Source organism: Bacteroides sp. A1C1 (genome assembly GCF_004328515.1).
Lineage (GTDB): Bacteria > Bacteroidota > Bacteroidia > Bacteroidales > Bacteroidaceae > Bacteroides > Bacteroides uniformis.
Map to the genome: position 1 here is coordinate 986,509 of NZ_CP036491.1, position 19,963 is coordinate 1,006,471.

A 19,963-nucleotide genomic window follows, 5' to 3' on the forward strand; every position below is an offset into this window, starting at 1 on the left:
TGAAAATTCTGCACTCAATTTGCACTATCTTTGCAGCTCATTAAAAAAACATATAATGATTTCTATAGACGGACTGGCCGTGGAATTTGGCGGCACAACTTTATTCAGTGATATATCTTTCGTTATCAACGAGAAAGACCGCATCGCCCTGATGGGTAAAAATGGAGCGGGGAAAAGTACATTATTGAAAATCCTGGCAGGTGTAAGACAGCCTACCCGTGGAAAAATCTCAGCCCCCAAAGACAGTGTCATAGCTTACCTTCCGCAGCACCTTATGACGGAAGACGGCCGTACCGTATTCCAGGAAGCAGCACAGGCCTTTGCCCACCTGCATGAAATGGAAGCCGAGATAGAGCGCCTCAACAAGGAACTGGAAACGCGTACCGACTACGAAAGCGACAGTTACATGGAACTTATCGAGAACGTCTCCGCCTTGAGCGAAAAGTTCTATGCCATCGACTCCACCAATTACGAGGAGGATGTGGAAAAAGCACTGCTCGGACTGGGGTTCGTACGCGAAGACTTCAACCGCCAGACCAGTGACTTCAGCGGTGGATGGCGCATGCGCATCGAGCTTGCCAAACTGTTGCTGCAGAAGCCCGACGTACTGTTGCTGGACGAGCCGACCAACCATCTGGACATAGAATCCATACAATGGCTGGAAGATTTTCTTATCAGCAACGGAAAGGCTGTCATCGTCATCAGCCACGACCGCAAGTTCGTGGACAACATCACCACCCGTACCATCGAAGTGACCATGGGCCGGATATACGATTATAAAGTAAACTATTCCAAATACCTGGAACTCCGCAAGGAACGCCGTGAACAGCAACAGAAAGCCTACGACGACCAGCAGAAGTTCATTGCCGAAACCAAGGAATTCATCGAACGGTTCAAAGGTACCTACTCCAAGACCCTGCAAGTGCAGAGCCGCGTAAAGATGCTGGAAAAACTGGAGCTGCTGGAAGTGGACGAAGAAGACACTTCAGCGTTGCGCCTCAAATTCCCTCCCTCCCCCCGTTCGGGCAATTATCCCGTCATCATGGAAGGAGTAGGGAAAAGTTACGGTGACCATGTGGTCTTCAAGAACGCCAATCTCACCATAGAACGGGGAGACAAGGTTGCTTTCGTCGGCAAGAATGGTGAAGGAAAGTCAACGTTGGTAAAATGCATTATGAAGGAAATAGAGCATGAAGGTACACTCACCATAGGACATAACGTGCAGATTGGATATTTTGCACAGAACCAGGCCTCACTGCTGGATGAGAACCTAACCGTGTTCCAGACCATAGACGACGTTGCCAAAGGGGAAATCCGCAACAAGATACGCGACCTGCTGGGAGCCTTCATGTTCGGCGGCCCCGAAGAATCCATGAAGAAGGTCAAGGTGCTTTCCGGTGGAGAGCGTACACGCCTTGCCATGATAAAGCTCCTGCTCGAACCGGTGAATCTGTTGATACTGGACGAACCGACCAACCATCTGGACATGAAAACCAAAGATATCCTGAAGCAGGCTCTGCTGGATTTTGACGGCACCCTGATTCTCGTCAGCCACGACCGTGACTTCCTGGACGGACTGGTGAGCAAGGTATATGAATTCGGGAACAAGCAAGTGAAAGAGCATTTGAGCGGCATCTACGAATTCCTTGAAAAGAAGAAAATGGACTCCCTCCGCGAACTGGAACGATAAGCATCCGCTAAACCCAGCGTCCGAACAAATGGCCGATACATATTGTTTTCATTTTACTAAACACTTAACTAAGAGATATTAAAATGAAACAATATGATGCCATCATAATAGGATTCGGCAAAGGCGGGAAGTTATTGGCTGCTGAACTGTCCGAACGGAACTGGAAAGTAGCCATAGTGGAACGCTCCCCCCAGATGTACGGAGGGACATGTGTTAATGTAGGATGTATCCCCACCAAAGCCCTGATTCACGAATCGGAATATGCGGAAAGGAGATACTATGACGATTATAAGAACCAGTCCAAACTGTATGCACTTGCCGTGGCGCGGAAAGACAAGCTTGTATCCTTCCTGCGTGAGAAAAATTATGAAAATGTAAAAAACAAGCCTAACATAACCCTCTATGACGGAACTGCTTCTTTCTTGTCCGAAAATACAATCCGTATAATTTCCGGCAAGGACGAAACGATTCTTGAGGGGAAAGAAATATTCATCAACACCGGGTCCTCCCCTATCCTGCCTGCCATCGACGGACTCAAGGAGAGCAAGTATGTATATACCAGTGAGACCTTGCTGCAATCGGACAAACTGCCCGCACACCTGCTCGTCATCGGCGGCGGTGCTGTCGGATTGGAGTTTGCCACTATGTATGCAGGCTTTGGAAGCCACGTCACACTGCTGGAAGCGGGAAACCGCTTTCTGCCTAAAGTGGACCGCGACATTGCCGCCTCCATGCTGGAAGCATTGAACCGAAAGCGTATCAATGTCCGGTTGAACGCCCGTGTCCAATCCGTGTACGACACAGCCGAAGGAATAACTCTGACCTATACGGACAGTGCAAACGGCACTCCCTACTACCTGAAAGGAGATGCCTTGCTGGTAGCCATTGGCCGTAAGCCCATGACTGCAGAGCTGAATCTGGAAAAAGCGAGTATACAAACAGACAAGCGGGGAGCCATCGTTGTCGACGACCAATTACGGACTACAGCCCCACACGTATGGGCCCTGGGGGACGTAAGAGGAGACGAACAGTTCGACTACTTGTCCATCGATGATTTCCGTATCATCCGTAACCAACTCTTTGAAAACAAAAAAAGGAGTACAAAAGACCGGTATCCAATCCCCTTTGCCATTTTCACCGACCCACCGCTGGCACATATAGGACTGACGGAAGAGGAAGCGATGAAGAACGGTTATTCCATACATGTGGCACGTATCCCTGCTGCCATGATTCCACGTGCCCGTACGCTACACAGCATAGACGGTATGCTCAAAGCCATTGTAGACATCCATACCGGACGGATTCTGGGTTGTACCCTACTTTGTGCCGATGCACCGGAAGTAATCAATACCGTAGCATCAATCATGAAAACGGGACAGCGTTACCATTTCCTGCGGGACTTCATTTTCACCCACCCCAGCATGAATGAGGGATTGAATATGTTATTCAAACCTTTTTAGCATTTTCTATTTGGTAATTAAGTCCTTAACCTCTATCTTTGCATCCGTCCAAAGATAGAGGAATGAAAAAGAAACAGTACATAACCTATATTCTTTTTTTCATCAGCTTGATAATGCTGGTGATACCCGTCATTCCCCACCATCATCATGCCGACGGAATGATATGCATGAAGAATGATATCACCGCCGATTGCTGCGGACACCGTCATAGCCCGGGCAACGAGCACTGCTGTTGCGACACGGGATGCATGACAACCCACTTTGTACAACAGACGCCCAGCTCTTCCAATGATGTGTGTTCACATCCGGATGCCTTGTGGACAGTCACCCTACTCATTGAACCTTTTTCCAAGTTACTCATCCTACCCGAGTTTGATATAAGCAGGCAGGAGTGTATCTATTTGGAATCTCTTCATAGTACATTTATCATATGTGCTACGGGACTTCGTGCCCCTCCGTCTCTTCTTGCTTAACTGTTACCGGAACATCACCGGGACAGATTTCTATCCGGCATAAGGAACAATGCAATTTGGTTGCACGCCCTATGCCCTAACTTTGTATTCAAAATCAAAAAGTAAGAACAAATATCATCATGAAAAAAGTTATTTTCATGGGAGTCTTGGGATTATTCCTTTTAGGCTCCTGCAACAGCAAGTCCGGAAACAGCCACGAAGGACATAATCACGAAACAGAAGAGCACAATCATGACGGACATGACCACGAAGGACATGACCACGAACATGAGGGACACAACCATGAGCACGAAAAGCAGGAAAACCATGCCGGAGGAAGCGATGAAATCATCCTGCCACCGGCAAAGGCACAAGCTGCCGGCGTAGCAGTCAGCACTGTTAAACCGGGTAGTTTCCATCAAGTCATCAAGACCAGCGGCCAGGTGATGGCAGCCCAAGGAGACGAGAGCGTAGCCGTAGCTACAGTAGCAGGCGTGGTTTCCTTCAAGGGAAAAGTTATCGAAGGAATGAGCGTCAGCAAAGGTACTCCTTTGGTGGTATTGTCATCCAAAAACATGGCCGACGGAGACCCGGTGCAGAAAGCCCGGATAGCCTACGAAGTTTCCAAAAAGGAATATGAGCGTATGAAAGCACTCGTAGGCAACAAAATCGTATCTGAAAAGGAATTCGCGCAAGCCGAACAGATTTATGAAAATGCCCGTATCAGTTACGAGGCAGTCGCAAAGAACCATTCGGCAAGCGGCCAGGCGGTTGTTTCTCCCATCAGCGGTTATGTGAAGAATCTGTTGGTGAAAGAAGGGGACTACGTCAGCGTCGGCCAGCCGTTGGTAAGCGTCACCCAGAACCGTAAGCTTTTCCTGCGTGCGGATGTATCCGAAAAGTACTATCCTTACCTGAACAGCATCGGTTCCGCCAACTTCTGTACTCCTTATAATAATAAGGTATATACATTGAAAGAACTGGGCGGGCGCATGCTTTCTTATGGAAAGGCTTCGGGTGAGAACGGATATTATATACCCGTAACTTTTGAATTCGACAATAAGGGAGACGTTATTCCCGGCTCGTTTGTAGAAGTATTCCTATTATCCTCACCAATGGAGAACGTGTTGTCTCTTCCTCACAGTGCGCTGACCGAGGAACAAGGCAGCTTCTTTGTCTACCTGCAACTGGATGAAGAGGGCTACAAAAAACAGCTTGTCACCCTGGGTGCCGACAATGGCGAGAGTGTACAAATCCTTTCCGGCATAAAAGCAGGCGATCGCGTCGTAACCCAAGGAGCCTATCAAGTGAAGCTGGCATCGGCAACGAATGCTATTCCGGCACATAGCCATGAACACTAATCTCATGTACAATTTGACAATTTACAAAGTACCATTTCGCTATGCAGTATAAGGGTTACGTGACGAATGGGAGTGTAAAGTCAGATAAACAAGAAATATTAGATAAAACAGCAAGTGCGGCTGACATTGCGCAGCCCAATTGTACATTGTACATTGTAAATAGTAAATAGAAAGATGTTAAACAAAATAATTGGTTTTTCTCTTCAGAACCGCATCCTGGTGCTGGTAGCATCGGTGCTGTTGCTGATTGGCGGTACTTATACCGCCATGCATACGGAAGTGGATGTGTTCCCTGACCTCAATGCGCCGACCGTGGTCATCATGACCGAAGCAAACGGTATGGCAGCAGAGGAAGTGGAACAACTGGTCACTTTTCCCGTAGAAACGGCTGTAAACGGTGCAACGGGTGTGCGCCGTGTACGCTCTTCCTCAACGAACGGTTTTTCTGTAGTCTGGGTAGAATTCGACTGGGATACAGATATCTATCTTGCCCGGCAGATTGTCAGTGAGAAACTGGCAGTCGTCAACGAATCCTTACCGGCCAACGTAGGCAAACCGACACTAGGCCCACAATCGTCCATTTTGGGCGAGATGCTGATTGTAGGTCTGACAGCAGATTCGACCTCTATGCTGGATTTGCGTACCATTGCCGACTGGACCATACGTCCCCGCCTGCTCTCTACGGGCGGTGTGGCACAAGTAGCCGTACTGGGCGGCGACATCAAGGAATATCAAGTGCAACTGGACCCGGAACGGATGCGCCATTACGGCGTGACATTGAGCGAAGTGATGAACATCACCCGCGAAATGAACCTGAATGCCAATGGTGGAGTACTCTATGAATATGGCAATGAATATATCGTACGCGGCGTACTTTCTACCGACAAGGTAGACCAGATAGCCAAGGCCGTGGTGCGGAGCAACGGAGTCTCCGGCGCCCCTATCCTGCTGGAAGATATTGCAGACGTTCAAATCGGAGCCAAACTTCCTAAACTGGGTACCGCCTCGGAACGCGGTAAGCATGCCGTACTGCTGACAGTCACCAAGCAACCCGCCACAAGCACGCTGGAGCTTACAGACAAACTGGAAGCTTCCCTGCAAGACCTGCAGAAGAATCTACCGGCGGACGTAAAGGTTTCCACAGACATCTTCCGTCAAAGCCGTTTCATCGAAAGTTCCATCGGAAACGTTCAGAAGTCGTTGTTGGAGGGAGGTATTTTCGTTGTCATCGTGCTTTTCCTGTTCCTTGCCAACGTACGTACCACAGTCATCTCGCTGGTGACACTGCCGTTGTCACTGATTGCCTCCATCCTTGCCCTGCACTATATGGGCTTTACGATAAATACCATGAGCCTGGGAGGTATGGCTATCGCCATCGGTTCGCTGGTGGATGATGCCATCGTGGACGTGGAGAATGTCTACAAGCGTTTGCACGAAAACCGACTGAAACCTGCCGGCGAGCGACTTCCTATTCTGGAAGTGGTGTTCAATGCTTCGAAAGAAGTGCGTATGCCTATCCTCAATTCAACGCTGATCATCATTGTCAGCTTCGTACCACTGTTCTTCCTTAGTGGTATGGAAGGTAGGATGTTGGTACCACTAGGCATTGCATTCATCGTGGCATTGGCGGCTTCAACCGTTGTGGCACTGACCGTAACGCCGGTACTTTGCTCCTATCTATTGGGAAAAGAGAAAACGAAAAAACAAAATAACGAAAACAGCGATTCTGCCGTAGCACGCAAGATGAAGCAATGGTATGGTTCAGCACTGACTTTTGTATTGGGGCATAAGAAAGGGGTACTTGGAGGTATTATCGGACTATTTGTAGTGGCACTCGGCTGTTTCTTCACCCTGGGCCGCTCGTTCCTGCCGCCTTTCAATGAAGGTTCGTTCACCATCAATATCTCCTCGCTTCCGGGTATCTCCCTGGAAGAAAGCGACAAGATGGGGCACCGTGCCGAGGAGCTGCTGCTCTCCATCCCCGAAATACAGACCGTGGCCCGTAAAACGGGACGTGCAGAACTGGACGAACACGCTCTGGGAGTAAACGTCTCTGAGATTGAGGCACCGTTTGAGTTGAAAGACCGCTCACGCAGCGAGCTCGTGGCAGAAGTCCGCGAAAAACTGGGTACCATTGTAGGGGCAAACGTGGAAATAGGCCAGCCTATCAGCCACCGTATAGACGCCATGCTATCCGGTACAAAGGCGAACATCGCCATCAAACTGTTCGGCGACGATCTGAACCGCATGTTCACTCTGGGCAATGAAATCAAGAGTGCCATCCAGGGTATTCCCGGTATTGCTGACCTAAACGTGGAACAGCAGATTGAGCGTCCGCAACTTGTCATTTCGCCCAAACGGGAAATGCTTGCCAAATACGGCATTTCACTGCCCGAATTTTCGGAATTTGTCAATGTCTGTCTGGCCGGTGAAGCCGTTTCCCAAGTTTACGAAAAGGGAAAGAGCTTCGACCTAACCGTACGCGTGAAAGACGACCTGCGCGACAAAATGGAAAAAATACGCAACTTGATGATTGATACGGGCGACGGACAGAAAATTCCACTGAACTATGTAGCGGAAATCCGCTCGGCCATGGGTCCGAACACCATCAGCCGCGAGAATGTAAAGCGTAAAATCGTCATCTCCGCCAACGTGGCCGACCGCGACCTGCGAAGTGTAGTCAATGATATACAAGCCCAGGTAGACGCACAAATCAAACTGCCGGAAGGATACCACATCGAATACGGCGGACAATTCGAAAGCGAGCAGGCAGCAAGCCGCACTCTGGCACTTACTTCGTTCATGTCCATCGTGGTGATATTCCTGCTCCTCTACCATGAATTCCGCAGTGTGAAGGAGAGCGCCATCATCCTTATCAATCTGCCGCTGGCATTGATAGGCGGTGTATTCGCCCTGCTCATCACAACGGGAGAAGTGAGTATCCCCGCCATCATCGGTTTCATCTCACTGTTCGGTATCGCCACCCGAAACGGAATGCTGCTCATCAGCCATTACAACCACTTGCAGCAGGAAGAAGGCTATGGCGTCTACGACAGCGTTATCCGCGGTTCGCTCGACCGTCTGAATCCAATCCTGATGACCGCCCTATCCAGTGCACTGGCACTTATCCCGCTGGCTCTCAGTGGCGACCTGCCGGGCAACGAGATACAAAGCCCGATGGCAAAGGTTATCTTAGGCGGCCTTTTAACATCCACGTTCCTGAACGGTTTCATCATTCCGATTGTTTATCTGATGATGCACCGTAACCAACAACCTAAAACGTCAGACAATGAATAAAAGATTTTTCATATTCAGCGCCGCCATCCTCGCTTTTGTGGGGATGAGCGCACAAACGTCCGGCATTGATGCCGTGCTCCAGCAGATAGAGGCCAACAACAAGGAGTTGCAGGCTAACTCCCACCTCATTTCCTCACAAAAACTGGAGAACAAGACAAACAACAACCTCCCCGACCCTACACTGTCATACGCCCACCTTTGGGACTCCAAGAACAGTGACGAAACAGTCGGCGAAATGGTCATCTCACAAAGCTTCGACTTCCCCACGCTTTACGCCACCCGAGGGAAGATGAACCGACTCAAGACAAATGCACTGGATGCACAAGCCACCGCCTTCCGCCAGCAGATATTGCTGCAAGCGAAGGAAGTATGCCTGGACATCATCATGCTGCAACGCCAGCAAGCCCTGCTCGACGAACGGTTAAAGAATGCGGAGGAGCTGTCGGCCATGTACACCCGACGTTTGGAAACGGGAGATGCCAATGCACTGGAAACCAACAAGATTAATCTGGAGTTGCTGAATGTACGCACGGAAGCCCGCATGAACCAGACGGCACTTAACAACAAACTGAAAGAGCTGCTTGTCCTCAACGGAAACCAGCCGCTCACACCGGGACGTCCCATGCCCGGTACCACACCCGACGCCCAAACACTCGGATTGACAGAGTACCCGGCAGTGCCGTTGCCGGCCGACTTCCGCTCGCTAGCCGACGAACTGCTGGCTTCAGACCCCACCCTGCAATCCTTGCAGGGTGAAAGTTCTGCTGCCCGGAAACAGATTTCGGCAAGCAAGCAAGGCTGGCTACCCAAACTGGAACTGGGTTACCGTAGAAATACCGAATCGGGGCATCCGCTGAACGGCGTAGTAGTAGGCTTCTCTTTCCCGCTTTTCGAAAACCGCAATAAGGTCAAGATAGCCAAGACACAAGCGCTCAACATAGACTATCAAAAGGAGAACGCCGCACTGCAAGCCAGCTCTGCCTTGTGGCAACTCTATGAAGAGGCCAAGAACCTGCACGCTTCCATGGAGGAATACGAGCGCACCTTCCATCAACAGCAAGACCTTTCTTTACTGAAACAAGCACTTATGGGAGGACAAATCAGTATGATTGAATACTTCGTTGAAATATCGGTTGTCTATCAAAGCAAGACAAACCTTCTGCAACTGGAAAACCAGTATCAGAAGGCAATGGCACAGATATACAAGAGCCGGTTATAAATAGAAAGAGCTGTCTGCGGTTGGCAGACAGCTCTTTCTATTTCAATATATTGTAGTTATAGTTTTGTGACTTTACCCATAAACAGAATAACCCCCGTACTCTTCTCCTTTATCAGGAAGATGAAAGGACGGTCCACATAGAACGGAATTACCGTACTTGGTCCGGGAACGGCCAGGTCCATTCCTCCGACAGTTACAGCCGCAGCTTCCGTCCCCTCTTCATTCACATTCACATAAGTGAACTGTTGCAGCAAACTGATAAACAAATCCTCATCCGCCATTCCGGAAAAATCGGCCGATGGAGTAAAAGCCTCCTGCATTCCCATTGCCATCATATCGTCAATGAGTTCTTTATCATATTCCATTTCAAACCGGGGTAACTTAAGGTTCAAGGCAAAGCTTGATAAACTACTGTTCCATTCCCCCCAACGCTCGTCATTCAGCTGCGGCAGGCACTCATCCAACGATTTTCCCTCTGCCGGCAAGAGCACCACCATACTGAAAGCCTCATTGCCGTAAGGCAACTCTGCCATTGAGAAATACTCATTCTCGGCATAGTTGAATCTCTCGTCACGAAGATTCATCATGTGTACAGTCGATTTGCTTCCGTCAGCATTCGTAAAAGCCTCTTCTGCCGTATCCGATTTTTTGAATTGATTCTTCCAAATCCCCTTGAAATAAAGCGCATTCAACAGATAAAGACGCGCCGTCTCCGGAATCTCATTCAAGACTTTGGGGATGCAATTATTCGTTTTCCCGGCACACCAGCCGTTTATAATGTCCGGAGCCTTGGGAGAGGCAAAATCCAGCTCCTGCACTTGCGCGTCATACATCTTTTTGTTTACGCTTACAAAGTCGTCATGAACACCAAACCCTTTCTTTATCCAGATGGAATTGGCAATTCCCAACTGTGTGGTATTGTCCAAATCGAGCAACGCCTCCACCAGCTTCTTATTATAGTTGTTCATTTCTTCCAACGAATAGCCCGAAAAGCCCAGGACATCTGTCATCTCAGATAGTGTGTTTCCCAACGCTCCATTGGCAATCATAGACAGACAGAGCGAAGCGCTCAAAGGAGAGATGAACAGATTGGGCTTTTCCACCTCAGTTTTACAAACCTGATTAAAGAAACGGAAAGCGAAATCCGTTCCTAAATCCGTCATCTCCTGCTCGGCACGGGTCAAGGCAATGTCTTTGCGGGGCTTGGGTTGTGGTGAAGAGTTGTCGTCACTCTGGCAGGCTGCAAGGATACAAAGTAGGCTTAAGGCAGTAATCGTTTTTTTAAGCATAAGCAAATAGTATTAGTTTTAAAACAGTTATCTATATATAGAAAATGCTTGAACAAACAAAATACTGCATTGAAGAAACAATAAAAAATAGTACATTCCTACTCTATTATTATACTGCAAAGTTCTGCATATTTTTTGCAGTCGCACTGCATATGTGTTGCAGCACCACTGCATATGTGTTGCAGTCGCGCTGCATATATATTTGCAGTGTCACTGCAACAGCTCTGCAGTGCTACTGCAAAATATATACAGCAGCTTTGCAGTAACGTGATTGATTTCACCCGGTTATTGTTGCCAATTCCAGCACCCCTTCCGGCAAATATCCGCTGCGTATGCGCCATTCCTGGGGATAAAGATTATTGGCACGGTTACCTATATTCTTGACAAATCCTAGAGGTATCTGTTTGTAGGTGAGCAAGACAATGCCGCGCGGAGCAGTCTCCGAAAGGACAACAGCCTCCTTGCGCAGATAACTGATGGCCTGCTCGCGGCCTATCTCTTCATGGGCAAAGGCATCCGGATTCAGTGCTATACTCATGGCGAGCCCATGAACAGGCATCCAGTCTTTTCCTTTCAACTCGGCAACATCTACCCCAGCCTGCACGATACGGAGTGACGAACGCAAAGCCGACAGTTCGGAGAGATACGCTTTAGGGAAAGCGCTGACGTTGTTGCCATTGACGATAAATTCGTAATTATCCGGAACCGCAAACCACTCATGCAGTGCCGAAAGCTGTTCTTTGGAAACACCCGGAGTTTTCGCTCCTTTTCCTTGGGGTTTTCTTCCTTTTTCCCGGGATTTCACCTGCCCGGCCCAGGTATTCCCATCGCTCACGCCCGGTTTGCGGAGAACTGCCAAAAAGAATCCTTCCCCCTTCGTCCGATGGGGCAGGAAACGATAGGCGGGAAAGTCCTCTCCCGACAATAGATTACCCGTAATATTCCAGTCAGTAGAAATTTCCAATGGCAATACCTCCGCCCCGAATTCATCCCGTATCCAACGGATGTTCTCTTCGTTTTCCTTTGTATTATAGGTACAAGTACTGTAGATGAGAATGCCTCCGGGCTTCAAGCAAGGCCAGATATCCGTAACGATGCGACGCTGGCGCTGCCAGCAGATTTCCACATTCTCCCCACTCCACTCACTTACCGCAACGGGGTCTTTACGGAACATCCCCTCGCCAGAGCAGGGGACATCCGTCAATATGACGTCGAAGAAGTCCGTCAAGGAAGAAAAATCCGCCGGGTCATTATTAGTGACCACCACACCGGAATGCCCCCACTTCGTAAGATTCTCCGCCAATACCTGCGAGCGGTTGCGGATTACCTCATTGGCCACCAGCAGACTGCCTGCGGGCAACACGCTACGGGCATGCGTGGATTTCCCGCCGGGAGCCGCACAGAGGTCAAGCATCACCACCGGTCCTTCGCCCACATACCGCCTCAAAGCCTGCTCCACAAACATGGACGAAGCCTCCTGCACATAGTAGCAGCCTGCATGAAACAGCGGGTCGAAAGTGAATGTCAGCCGCTTGTCCAGATAGTATCCGGCAGCAGACCAGGGAACATGCTCCAAAGAGGAACGAAAAAGACTGAATGAAGATTCCGGTAATTTATCTTCATTCAGTCGGATACTGACCGGCTGCTCCCCTTCCAGGGCGGCAGCCAGCTTTTCATATTCTTCCACACCCAAGAGGGCGCGTGTATAATCGGTGAAAGATGAGGGTAGCTTCATGCTTTGAACTGTTTTATGGCAGCAAAGATAGTGCAAAATACGTTTCACCAATCTACGGGGCTAAACAAAAAGCACGGTTCAATACTCTTTTTAAAAACTGAGTTTCACCCCTGCAAAATAGGAACGCGGTGCACCCGGTCCGTAGATATAACCGGAATCGCGGCTCGCTCCTTTATCAAAATCTTTCTGATAAGAATTGAATATATTCTGTACACCGGCATTGAGCTGCAAACAGAACCCTTGAAAATCAAAGTCGTAAGCTATCTTTGTTCCAAGTTCAAAGAAGTCCGGACTCTTTACCAATACATCCGCCTCACCGTTCACCTCCGAAAGCAAATGGGGAACGTACATCCGCCCGGTATAATTGCCGTTCAAAGCTATTGAGAAGGCTTTAACCGGCATATAGGTAGCTGTAAAGTAGCCGTAGACGTCGGGAGTACGCAGTATCTTGTCACTGTAACGTTCTTTCTCCGACAAGTGCTCCTCATCCGCACTCCATTCTTCGGGAGAGTCATAGATACTTCGTTGAAGTGTCAACCCTGCCTGCAACTGAACCTTATCCTTATAGGCAACCTTTCCTTCCAATGTGCCGCCATACACTTTAGCTCCCGAACCATTGATGCGGGTCTGTATCAGATAAGCACTACCGTCCGGGTCTTTCACCGGAGGCGTCAGGACAAACGGGTCGGAAAGTTTCGTGTAGAAGCCTTCCACCAATAGGTTTGCCTGGAAATCTCCGAAGTAATGATACCAGTCTACCGAAGCATTGAAGCTGCGCGAACGCTCTTCCTTCAATCCTTTGGCGCGGACAATGGAAACCAATTCTCCACCCACATTACTGATATGCAGATCTTCATCAAACGCTTGTGGAGCACGGAATCCCTCAGCATAACTGAAACGGATATTCACATCCTGAGTAGGATTATAACGGATATTGGCACGGGGACTGAAAACAGCCTTGTCCATGATGCTGTTTTTATCCACGCGCCCGCCAATCAGGAAACTCCACTGTTCGTTCTTCCACTCATTCTGGGCATAGGCGCTTGCTATATTCACCATTTGGTTCAACGGGGCGGGGGTATATTTCTCAATCAGTTGTTGCAAGCGGTCACCCGTTGCCGTAGGATCTTCGGCCAAAGCAGCATCACGATACTTCTGTACGTCCGTTGCCTTGTCATGCAGATTGTCGTGATTGAACTCAATGCCTCCGGTCAAATCGGCAGGCATAAACAGACACTTGTCAAAATGATAAATATACTGGGCACCCAGCACACCGGTAAAGTCCGTAGTCATTCCATAAGCGCTGTAATAACTATTGCGCACGATGTGCTGAGCCGAAGCATAGGTACTGAACGTATGTTTCTGTTTTTTGGAGAAAGCCGTGAACTTGAGCCCACCCGTGTTGATGGAATGTTTCAGCTGTTCCACCAGTCCGGGCGCCCCGGTACCGTTCAATCCGGCATCCTCGGCTATATGAGGGGGAAGGCTGAAGCCACTTCCACCACGGCGGAATTCCTCCATATGATGGTATTCAAGGCTCAGCTTGGAATAGGCACTTGTCCGGTAGTAAGCATTCAGACCGACAGTCTGGTTCTTCAGCTTCGGTAATTCGGAGAAACCGTCTCCATTGGAGTCCCATGCCGAACGATGCCTGCTTTGGCCATACACATAAGCCCCCATCTTACTGTCCGAAGAAACCAAGGAAAGATTCAGGGTCGTGTTGTTGTCGAACGAGCCGGAACCGTCGAAATTGGAAATGGTATGCGAGAAAGAACCGGAATTGCGAATCGGTTCCTTCGTAATGATATTCACCGTCCCGGCAATGGCCGAAGAACCGAACAAGGCTGAACCACCTCCACGCACCACTTCCACACGTTCTATCATGTTGGCGGGAATCTGTTCCAACCCATACACACCAGCTAGAGAGGAAAAGATGGGACGTGAGTCTATCAATATTTGGGTATATTTCCCATCCAGCCCGTTGATGCGCACTTGTGAATAACCGCAATTCTGGCAATCGGTCTCCACCCGCACACCTGGCTGAAAGGCCAGTCCTTGCGACAAAGTATGCGAATTTGTCTGCTCAAACAGTTTAGGAGTAACCACTTTGACCAAAGTGGGTGCCAAACGCCGGGCAGTCTCGTTGCGGTTGGCTGTAACTACCACCCCGTCCAGTGCCACCATGTCTTCTTCCAACTCAAAGTTCTCTTCCAAGGTCTTACCACGTTTCAGAACGACTTTGCGCTCCTGCGACTTATAACCTACGGCACTGACGGACAACGTGAACTCACCTTCAGGCAGATTCTTTAGGAAATAGTGACCGGTGGCATCGGTCATGGTCCCGATGGTGGTGCCTTTCAGCGAAACTGTCATATAAGGCAAATGTTCCCTTGTACTTTTTTCTATTACATGACCGACAATATTGGCATCGGTACTCTTCAAATCTTCGGCATAAACGGTTGATGAGAGTAACAGACATATTGCTCCCACCACAAAAAATATATATTTTTTCATGTACTTCTAAAATAATATGTTAATCAATGAGGTTGACGCAATCCCACAACGGAATTGCCTTAATCTATCGGATTTGAAAAAAAGAAGGGGGAGCACGCAGGCAAATACCTCCACGAAGCTTTACACACTTGATGCATTCCGTGGCAAGAATGCTCAGTACACACAACAAAACAAGGAAAACCGTCGCGGCAACCGGAAGCAACGGAAGGGAAGAGGAGACGAAAGAGGCAAGATAGAAAATGGTTTCCAACTGCACCTCTGTATGCTCATGCTGTCCCTTGAATGGATGGGAATGCACAATGATAACACCATTCACCACATGCGAGTGGGTAAACAGCGTAATTCCTCCCAGATAGGCAATGAACAGCAGAGGGAGGAAACACTTCATTATATTCCTCAACTTCATCAAGACTTCCCAATAAAAACAGATGCGCGAAGATAACAGTATTTACAATAAGAAACAACCCGGTTTGTATATTTACCTCTATTTACAGTCGCAAATACCTACTTCTTGTTATTCCAGGAAAAAGACAATAAGACATTTTCCGGAAAAATATCGTCTTATTTCCGGTTTTCTAAAAAAAATATCTTCTCTTTGCAACTTTATAAAGGTGACGATACGTCTAACCAACAAAGAAACAAATTAAAAAACCATAGATTATGAAACGTATCATTTTAGGATTAATGCTCGCCATGATGTTCTGCACACTGGTGCAAGGCGCAAACAGAACCGTAACAGAGAACGACGGTCAGGGGAACAAGAAAAGAGTCATCGAATTGAGGGACACTGTCATCAATGGAGAAACCGTAACAGACACACTCAGCATCATGACTTATGAAAACGGTACCGGCAGTAGCGATGCTCCGGAAAAATGGAGAACCCACCACAACAGCAGTATGGACTGGAACGGGTTCGACCTCGGAAGCAAGACTTCGGAGACCGTGATTGCCGTAACAGCCATCGTCTTTGTATTCGGACTGCCGCTACTCATCATATTCGTAGTATTCTTCTTCCGCTATAAAAACCGGAAGGCCAAGTACCGCCTGGCAGAACAAGCTCTGGCCAGCGGACAGCAACTGCCTGAAAACTTCTTCAAAGAAGCCGCAGCAACAGACATCCGTAGCAAAGGCATCAACAACATATTCGTCGGCATCGGCCTGTTCATCTTCCTTTGGGCCATTACCGGAGAATTCGGTCTCGGATGTATCGGCTTACTCGTCATGTTCACCGGCTTCGGACAATTGGTGATTTTCTACAGCCAACAGAAGAAGAACGAAGAAAAATGAGTCAACTCAATGACATATCGTTAGTCGCACAGGTCGTGGTATTTCAAAACACCAAGGCCTTCGACCGGTTGGTGAAGAAGTACCAGTCGTCCGTACGGCGGTTCTTCCTGCACCAGACCTGCGGCGACAGCGAGTTGAGTGACGACTTGGCACAAGATACGTTTATCAAAGCCTATACAAACATCGCTTCGTTCAAGAATCTATCCAATTTCTCGACCTGGCTCTACCGTATTGCCTATAATGTTTTTTATGACTATATTCGCAGCCGGAAGGAAACAGACGGTTTGGATACGTACCAAGTGGATGCTCAATGCAGCACACTGCAGCAGGACGTGGGGCAGCACATAGACATTTACCGTGCCCTCGCCACACTGAAGGAAATGGAACGCACCTGCATCACGCTCTTCTACATGGAAGACCAAAGCATCGAAAAGATTGCAGGTATCACCGGATGTCCGGCGGGAACGGTAAAAAGCCACCTCTCGCGGGCGAAAGATAAAATGGCTTCCTACTTAAAACAAAATGGTTATGATGGAAAATAATGATAAACTCCTGACTTCATTCTTTGCCGAACACCGGCAGGAAATAGCCGATAACAGATTCAGCCGCCGCGTACTGCGACACTTGCCCGACCGTAGCCACCACTTGGCACAAATATGGGCAGCATTCTGCTTCACATTGTGCCTCGTACTATTCGTTGCCCTTGACGGAGTGCAGCTGATACTAGACACCTTGCGCGAGACCTTTGATTCTGCCATCCGGAGCGGAGCGTCAGAGCTTGATCCCAAGTCATTAATCATTGCCGGAGTAGTATTGCTCTATTTCGGTTACCGAAAGATTGTATCCATGGCATAAATACATATCCGTGCCCGGAGAAAGAGGACATGCACTACTCCAACAAAGTCTTGGCTCTTATCTTATCCAATAAGGTAAGGGCTAATTTTTTTTTTTAAACGGACAGACATATATCAACAAGAAATTGTATCTTTGCCCACTCAGAAAACTAAATAAGAGGAGAAAGTTTTGAGAAAGATTCTATTCATCACATTATTCGTTTTTTCTATTGGGAATATCGAAGCGCAAACAACAAGCGATTCCATCGTCATGAATTACTTGAAGGAAATGGGCGCTCCCGTTACTTACAACAATGAAGTGAAATTACTGATGACCGGTCATGACAAGTTCGTCGACCTCTTCGAGAATATCCGCCATGCCCGGCATCATATCCATCTGGAATATTTCAATTTCCGCAACGACTCCATAGCCAATGCCTTGTTCAGCCTTCTGGCAGAGAAGGTCAAGGAAGGGGTTGAAGTCCGCGCCATGTTCGATGCCTTCGGTAACTGGTCCAACAACCAACCATTGAAGGAACACCATCTGAAATCCATCCATGCCCAAGGCATCGAAATCGTCAAGTTCGACCCTATCACTTTTCCCTGGGTAAACCACGCCATACACCGCGACCATCGGAAAATAGTAGTAATTGACGGAAAGATAGGTTATACCGGTGGCATGAACATCGCCGACTACTACATCAACGGATTGCCTAAAATCGGTAAATGGCACGATATGCACATACATCTTGAAGGAGATGCCGTGCGCTATCTGCAAGGCATCTTCCTGACCATGTGGAACCGGGAGACGGGACAACACGTTGGAGGTCCCGCCTATTTTCCGGACACTCCGCAACTGCCCGACAGTATTGCCGAAGAAATAGCCATCGTAGACCGCACGCCACGCGAAACACCACGCTCCATCAGCCATGCCTATGCAGCTTCCATACAAGCCGCACAGAAGAATATCCGAATCGTGAATCCCTATTTCGTTCCGACCAAATCAATCCGCAAGGCAATCAAGAACGCACTGAAAAAAGGTACTGAAGTGGAAATCATGATACCTGCCGTGTCAGACATAGCCTTTACACCGGATGCCTCATTCTATATAGCACATAAGCTGATGAAGAAAGGAGCCAAGATATACCTCTTCAACGGCGGCTTCCACCATTCCAAGATAATGATGGTAGACAGCACTTTTTGCACAGTAGGTACCGCCAATCTCAACAGCCGCAGCCTGCGCTACGACTACGAGACAAACGCTTTCATCTTCGACCCCAAGACCACCAATGAACTGAATGCCATGTTCGAACGAGACATGCAAAACAGTACGCTGCTCACTCCTGAAGTCTGGAAAAAGCGTTCCGGATGGAAGAAATTCGTAGGCTGGGTGGGAAACTTGATGACCCCCTTCCTCTAAGTTTTTAATTTTTAATTATTAATCTTTAATTAATTCCCCTACCTTTGCGTTCGGATAAAAACAGAGCATTACATCATGAAACAATATTTAGACCTGCTGAACCGCGTACTGACCGAAGGCGTAGAGAAAAGCGACCGTACGGGTACCGGCACCATCAGCGTATTCGGCCACCAAATGCGTTTCAACATGGATGAAGGCTTCCCCTGCCTTACTACCAAGAAGCTGCATCTTAAATCAATCATATACGAACTGCTATGGTTCCTCCAGGGAGACACCAATGTGAAATATCTCCAGGACAACGGTGTACGTATCTGGAACGAATGGGCAGACGAAAACGGCGACCTAGGACATATCTACGGATATCAATGGCGCTCCTGGCCGAACTATAAAGGCGGATCCATCGACCAGATCAGCGAAGCTGTAGAAACCATCAAGCACAATCCCGACTCACGCCGGATTATAGTCAGCGCATGGAATGTAGGCGATTTGGACAACATGAACCTCCCTCCCTGCCACGCTTTCTTCCAGTTCTATGTCGCCAACGGACGACTGAGTCTGCAACTGTACCAGCGTAGTGCGGACATTTTTTTAGGAGTGCCCTTCAACATCGCTTCCTATGCCCTGCTCCTGCAGATGATGGCACAAGTCACCGGACTGAAAGCCGGGGATTTCATCCATACCTTAGGAGACGCCCATATCTATCTGAACCATTTGGAGCAGGTAAAGCTCCAACTATCTCGTGAACCGCGGGATTTGCCGCAGATGAGAATCAATCCTGATGTGAAAAGCATCTTCGACTTCAAGTTCGAGGATTTCGAGCTGATCAACTATAACCCGCATCCGCATATTGCAGGGAAAGTGTCAGTATAAATCCTATAATAAAAAGATAGAAAGAGAAAAGAATTTTACACACATATGATTAGTATTATCGCCGCAGTAGATAGAAAGAGAGGTATCGGTTATCAGAACCGATTGCTATTTTGGCTTCCCAATGATTTAAAGCGTTTCAAAGCCCTCACCACGGGAAATACCATCATCATGGGCCGAAAGACCTTTGAATCTCTCCCCAAAGGCGCGCTTCCCAACCGCCGCAACGTTGTTCTGTCCACTCAAAAAGATTTGCTCTGTCCCGGTGCAGAAGTTTTTCCCTCACTGGAAGAAGCACTGAACAGTTGCCAACCCAACGAACACGTCTACATCATCGGCGGTGCAAGTGTTTATCGCCAGGCATTCCCCTTTGCGGATGCCCTCTGCCTGACCGAAGTGGATGCAGAAGCCACTCAGGTGGACGCCTACTTTCCCGAAGTCGCTCCGACTGTATGGCAAGAAAAAAGCAGGGAGTCTCACCCCGCAGATGAGAAGCATCCCTGCCCTTATGCATTCGTCGATTATATCCGTCGGTAGAA

General features: G+C 48.5%; 16 protein-coding genes. 12 read left to right on the forward strand and 4 right to left on the reverse strand.

What is annotated here, in order from left to right:
• The first annotated feature begins 55 nt into the window (after positions 1-55).
• From EYA81_RS04250 to EYA81_RS04275, 6 genes are all read left to right on the forward strand, one after another.
• On the forward strand, positions 56-1,690 hold the full coding sequence (locus tag EYA81_RS04250) for an ABC-F family ATP-binding cassette domain-containing protein (protein ID WP_005827062.1): 1,635 nt from the start codon (positions 56-58) through the stop codon (positions 1,688-1,690).
• A gap of 83 nt (positions 1,691-1,773) precedes the next feature.
• Positions 1,774-3,150: an FAD-dependent oxidoreductase gene (locus EYA81_RS04255; protein ID WP_117600051.1), complete on the forward strand. Its 1,377-nt coding sequence runs from the start codon at positions 1,774-1,776 to the stop codon at positions 3,148-3,150.
• A gap of 62 nt (positions 3,151-3,212) precedes the next feature.
• Positions 3,213-3,623, forward strand: coding sequence for a DUF6769 family protein (locus tag EYA81_RS04260; RefSeq protein ID WP_117600050.1), 411 nt, complete (start codon positions 3,213-3,215; stop codon positions 3,621-3,623).
• Positions 3,624-3,742: 119 nt separating this feature from the next.
• The gene (locus EYA81_RS04265) at positions 3,743-4,963 is read left to right on the forward strand and encodes an efflux RND transporter periplasmic adaptor subunit (protein WP_117600049.1); all 1,221 of its coding nucleotides are present in this window, start codon (positions 3,743-3,745) and stop codon (positions 4,961-4,963) included.
• A 174-nt stretch (positions 4,964-5,137) separates the two neighbouring features.
• On the forward strand, positions 5,138-8,260 hold the full coding sequence (locus tag EYA81_RS04270; protein ID WP_131225386.1) for an efflux RND transporter permease subunit: 3,123 nt from the start codon (positions 5,138-5,140) through the stop codon (positions 8,258-8,260).
• A complete protein-coding gene (locus EYA81_RS04275; protein WP_117878674.1) occupies positions 8,253-9,479 on the forward strand; it encodes a TolC family protein in 1,227 nt (408 codons plus the stop codon). Before EYA81_RS04270 ends, EYA81_RS04275 begins: the two co-directional genes overlap by 8 nt.
• A 56-nt stretch (positions 9,480-9,535) precedes the next feature.
• On the opposite strand, the gene EYA81_RS04280 is transcribed toward EYA81_RS04275, so the two are convergent.
• The 4 genes from EYA81_RS04280 to EYA81_RS04295 all read right to left on the reverse strand — a co-directional run bounded on the left by EYA81_RS04280 (position 9,536) and on the right by EYA81_RS04295 (position 15,423).
• Complete coding sequence (locus EYA81_RS04280; RefSeq protein ID WP_117600046.1) at positions 9,536-10,768, reverse strand: serpin family protein; 1,233 nt, start codon at positions 10,766-10,768, stop codon at positions 9,536-9,538.
• A gap of 277 nt (positions 10,769-11,045) precedes the next feature.
• Complete coding sequence (locus tag EYA81_RS04285; protein ID WP_131225387.1) at positions 11,046-12,503, reverse strand: rRNA cytosine-C5-methyltransferase; 1,458 nt, start codon at positions 12,501-12,503, stop codon at positions 11,046-11,048.
• Between the two features lie 90 nt (positions 12,504-12,593).
• Positions 12,594-15,017 carry a TonB-dependent receptor gene (locus tag EYA81_RS04290; RefSeq protein ID WP_131225388.1) on the reverse strand — a complete coding sequence of 808 codons (2,424 nt, stop codon included), beginning with the start codon at positions 15,015-15,017 and terminating at the stop codon, positions 12,594-12,596.
• Positions 15,018-15,081: 64 nt separating this feature from the next.
• Entirely contained in the window at positions 15,082-15,423 is a 342-nt protein-coding gene (locus tag EYA81_RS04295; RefSeq protein ID WP_117991071.1) for a hypothetical protein, read from the reverse strand.
• 254 nt (positions 15,424-15,677) lie between these two features.
• On the opposite strand from EYA81_RS04295, the gene EYA81_RS04305 reads away from it, so the two are divergent.
• From EYA81_RS04305 to EYA81_RS04330, 6 genes are all read left to right on the forward strand, one after another.
• A complete protein-coding gene (locus EYA81_RS04305) occupies positions 15,678-16,304 on the forward strand; it encodes a DUF6249 domain-containing protein (RefSeq protein WP_117600042.1) in 627 nt (208 codons plus the stop codon).
• Positions 16,301-16,846 (forward strand): RNA polymerase sigma factor, encoded by a 546-nt coding sequence (locus EYA81_RS04310; RefSeq protein ID WP_117964120.1) that lies wholly within the window; start codon positions 16,301-16,303, stop codon positions 16,844-16,846. Before EYA81_RS04305 ends, EYA81_RS04310 begins: the two co-directional genes overlap by 4 nt.
• Positions 16,833-17,159, forward strand: coding sequence for a DUF5056 domain-containing protein (locus EYA81_RS04315; RefSeq protein WP_131225389.1), 327 nt, complete (start codon positions 16,833-16,835; stop codon positions 17,157-17,159). The genes EYA81_RS04310 and EYA81_RS04315 overlap by 14 nt, the downstream gene beginning before the upstream one ends.
• 216 nt (positions 17,160-17,375) lie before the next feature.
• The gene (cls, locus tag EYA81_RS04320) at positions 17,376-18,557 is read left to right on the forward strand and encodes a cardiolipin synthase (protein ID WP_255425205.1); all 1,182 of its coding nucleotides are present in this window, start codon (positions 17,376-17,378) and stop codon (positions 18,555-18,557) included.
• A gap of 75 nt (positions 18,558-18,632) precedes the next feature.
• Positions 18,633-19,427, forward strand: coding sequence for a thymidylate synthase (locus EYA81_RS04325; protein WP_117964117.1), 795 nt, complete (start codon positions 18,633-18,635; stop codon positions 19,425-19,427).
• Positions 19,428-19,472: 45 nt separating this feature from the next.
• Positions 19,473-19,961 carry a dihydrofolate reductase gene (locus EYA81_RS04330; protein ID WP_117964116.1) on the forward strand — a complete coding sequence of 163 codons (489 nt, stop codon included), beginning with the start codon at positions 19,473-19,475 and terminating at the stop codon, positions 19,959-19,961.
• Positions 19,962-19,963: the final 2 nt, after the last annotated feature.

Bases quoted from the DNA above. Each gene is read 5' to 3' on its own strand.
- EYA81_RS04250 (WP_005827062.1), top strand. From the start codon at position 56: ATGATTTCTATAGACGGACTGGCCGTGGAATTTGGCGGCACAACTTTA.
- EYA81_RS04255 (WP_117600051.1), top strand. From the start codon at position 1,774: ATGAAACAATATGATGCCATCATAATAGGATTCGGCAAAGGCGGGAAG.
- EYA81_RS04260 (WP_117600050.1), top strand. From the start codon at position 3,213: ATGAAAAAGAAACAGTACATAACCTATATTCTTTTTTTCATCAGCTTG.
- EYA81_RS04265 (WP_117600049.1), top strand. From the start codon at position 3,743: ATGAAAAAAGTTATTTTCATGGGAGTCTTGGGATTATTCCTTTTAGGC.
- EYA81_RS04270 (WP_131225386.1), top strand. From the start codon at position 5,138: ATGTTAAACAAAATAATTGGTTTTTCTCTTCAGAACCGCATCCTGGTG.
- EYA81_RS04275 (WP_117878674.1), top strand. From the start codon at position 8,253: ATGAATAAAAGATTTTTCATATTCAGCGCCGCCATCCTCGCTTTTGTG.
- EYA81_RS04280 (WP_117600046.1), bottom strand. From the start codon at position 10,768: ATGCTTAAAAAAACGATTACTGCCTTAAGCCTACTTTGTATCCTTGCA.
- EYA81_RS04285 (WP_131225387.1), bottom strand. From the start codon at position 12,503: ATGAAGCTACCCTCATCTTTCACCGATTATACACGCGCCCTCTTGGGT.
- EYA81_RS04290 (WP_131225388.1), bottom strand. From the start codon at position 15,017: ATGAAAAAATATATATTTTTTGTGGTGGGAGCAATATGTCTGTTACTC.
- EYA81_RS04295 (WP_117991071.1), bottom strand. From the start codon at position 15,423: ATGAAGTTGAGGAATATAATGAAGTGTTTCCTCCCTCTGCTGTTCATT.
- EYA81_RS04305 (WP_117600042.1), top strand. From the start codon at position 15,678: ATGAAACGTATCATTTTAGGATTAATGCTCGCCATGATGTTCTGCACA.
- EYA81_RS04310 (WP_117964120.1), top strand. From the start codon at position 16,301: ATGAGTCAACTCAATGACATATCGTTAGTCGCACAGGTCGTGGTATTT.
- EYA81_RS04315 (WP_131225389.1), top strand. From the start codon at position 16,833: ATGATGGAAAATAATGATAAACTCCTGACTTCATTCTTTGCCGAACAC.
- EYA81_RS04325 (WP_117964117.1), top strand. From the start codon at position 18,633: ATGAAACAATATTTAGACCTGCTGAACCGCGTACTGACCGAAGGCGTA.
- EYA81_RS04330 (WP_117964116.1), top strand. From the start codon at position 19,473: ATGATTAGTATTATCGCCGCAGTAGATAGAAAGAGAGGTATCGGTTAT.